A 2,557-nucleotide genomic window follows, 5' to 3' on the forward strand; every position below is an offset into this window, starting at 1 on the left:
CGGGCTTGACCCGGGGTCCATCTCGTGCAGGGCCCCGCCCTTAACCCGGCTCAGCCCTTGACCCGAAGTCCATCCTCAACCATCCTCCACCCTCCAAAGATGGATCCGGCTCGGGGGCCGGGATGACGCGGGTGAGAAGAAGAAGCCAGCGCGACTGAGCGCCGGCGCTGTTGCGCCGCCCCATCGGAGCCGTGAGCGCAGCGAACTGGCGCGAGATCAAGAATCGTCACCCCGCCCCCTCTCTCGTCACCCCGGGCTTGACCCGGGGTCCATCTCGTGCAGGGCCCCGCCCTTAACCCGGCTCCGCCCTTGACCCGAAGTCCATCCTCAACCATCCTCCACCCTCCAAAGATGGACCCGGCCCCCGGGCCGCCCCACAGCCAAAAAAGGGCCAGAAAAATGAGCAATGATCACGATGATCGCCGCCATGATCAGCGGATGAATGTGTCTTGGCCAGCCACAATCATCACCCAAAATGATCAGATCTGGCCCTGCGATATTCTGGATGTTTCCTGGGCGGGCACCCATATCGCCAGCCCCGCCCCCCTTGTTTTGGGCGAGGAACTGATCCTCGATATTCCCAATCTGGGGGAATTTGCGGCCCGGGTGCAATGGCAGCATGAGAAGGGCTATGGCCTCACTTTGCTTTTGGGCCCGGATCTGCTTTTGCGCCATTATGCCGAACATATCGGGCCCGATATGCAAGATGCGGATTTAAAGGATGCAAAAGATCATCCAGATCCAAAAGGTAAAATTTAGGATAACATGCTGAAAAAAAAAGTCACTGTCCAAGCTTTCCCATGGCTTGACACCGGCCAAGCTTTCATTCTAACTACTTCACATCATGCTGAGAGGGGATGAGCGCTGTGTTTAGCGACATGCTCGCGTCAGAATAGCACTCGAACCAACTGAACTTGACCGCTCTCGACGCAAGATGGACCTAACCTTAAACAAGGACGGACACACGATGAAAACTCTCAATAAACTGGCCCTTTCCAGCGCCATTGTGGCGCTCTCGGCCGGAACTGCTTTTGCCGATGCCACACTGACGGTTGGTACCGGCGGCACCATCGGCGAATTAGGTACGCCCATCAATCTGGCTGCCGGTTCAAACTTCCTGCAGCAGAATGGCACGCTGCAACTCGTGATCGGTGAAGGCGCAACAGCGGACTTTGGCCTGTCTGGCAATGCCGCCACGATCACGTTCAATCTCACCGGCACCGGCTTCGTGCTGAATGGTGCGCCCACCCCTGTAACCACTGGCACCTGCGCAGCGGGCACCTTTACCGTTGGCACCGCAGGCCCGGGTGATAGCAGCTTCACCGTGACCGCGGCAGCTACATTTGAAGCGAACTGCGGCACCGCTGGTAACGAAGCCATTTTCAATCTTCCTGTGATCCTCACCAACACGGATCTGGGCAACACCGCTTCCGCCAATATCAGCATTGCCGCTTCTGCTGCTACGACCGTTGAAATCGTGGCTGCTGAACTCGCCGATAACATCGTTGAAGTGGTTGAGCCTTTTGATGCCGCTGTTACGGCATCTGCATTACTTCCCGATTTGTCACTCGACACGACCCCGGTTTTTGCTGGTTTTGTGGCTACACCCGCTCCTGTCTTCACAGGTGTCTTGGGTACAGTTAATGTCTCCCAAACAGGTGGTGGCGTGGTAACTGAAATTGCTGCTGAAACGGGAGTTGTCAGCCCCGCCAATGTGACCCTCACCGCCACTGTTGAAGATGCCACCGGCATTGATAACATCACGGTTGCACCCGCACTCACTCTGGTCAACAGTGTGGCTGCTCCGAATGTCTTCACGCTTGAAGTTCCCGCTGGCAGCATCGGCGGTTTCCTCGGTGGTGATCGCAACGTTTCGATCAATCTGCTTCAGGGTGATGACGCAGCCATGGTTTCGGCACAGGATGTCACCTTCTCTGTCGCCAGTGCCAATGGCACCACCGCTGTTCCTTCAGCCAGTGTGACAGGCGCTCTCGCCAGCCTCACCCGCGATGGCACCAGCAAGAGCTTTGATTGGGTTGCGTTCGAGCCTGCCAATCTCAACAACATCTTCCGCTTCACTGATCTTGATGCCGGGGCGCAGGTGTTCGCTACCGTCACCAATCTCAACAGCGTCGATGCCAATGGCAGCAACCGCATCAATGATTTTGATGTAACCGCTGCTGGCCTCACCTCTGGCACCTCTGCCGGTGGCGAACTGCAAATCAGCGCCGTTGCCCTTGGGGATGCCCTGGTTGATGCCGGTCTGCTCGATCCCGATGCCGTTGCCATCACCCGCGGTTCGGTCACCTTCACCATTGAACAAAGCAATGTTGAAGTGAACCGCCTGATGTTCAATGCCGATGGCGCCGTGAACAGCACCACCGATTGGAACCAGAACTGATAAGCTTCATCAGCTTATCGCTCTGAACTACGGGAAAGGGTGGCTTTGGCCACCCTTTCTTTTTTTGCCCGCCCCCCCCCTTTCGTCACCCCCCTCTTTCGTCACCCCGGGCTATCTTACTTTCGTCACCCCGGGCTCACTTTTATTTCGTCACCC

2 protein-coding genes are annotated in these 2,557 nt (G+C 57.0%); both read left to right on the plus strand.

Annotation, left to right across the window (positions count from 1 at the left end):
* Positions 1-399: 399 nt before the first annotated feature.
* Positions 400-759 carry a PilZ domain-containing protein gene (locus AQ1_RS11550; RefSeq protein ID WP_150007480.1) on the plus strand — a complete coding sequence of 120 codons (360 nt, stop codon included), beginning with the start codon at positions 400-402 and terminating at the stop codon, positions 757-759.
* Between the two features lie 208 nt (positions 760-967).
* Positions 968-2,401, plus strand: a complete 1,434-nt coding sequence (locus AQ1_RS11555) for a hypothetical protein (RefSeq protein ID WP_042087451.1) — start codon at positions 968-970, stop codon at positions 2,399-2,401.
* Positions 2,402-2,557 lie beyond the last annotated feature (156 nt).

Origin of the sequence: Iodidimonas nitroreducens (assembly GCA_000710935.1) — a bacterium.
In the GTDB taxonomy this organism is placed as follows: Bacteria; Pseudomonadota; Alphaproteobacteria; order Sphingomonadales; family Rhodothalassiaceae; genus Iodidimonas; species Iodidimonas nitroreducens.

Excerpts from the sequence above, each read along its gene's own strand:
- AQ1_RS11550 (WP_150007480.1), top strand. The coding sequence starts at position 400 with ATGAGCAATGATCACGATGATCGCCGCCATGATCAGCGGATGAATGTG.
- AQ1_RS11555 (WP_042087451.1), top strand. The coding sequence starts at position 968 with ATGAAAACTCTCAATAAACTGGCCCTTTCCAGCGCCATTGTGGCGCTC.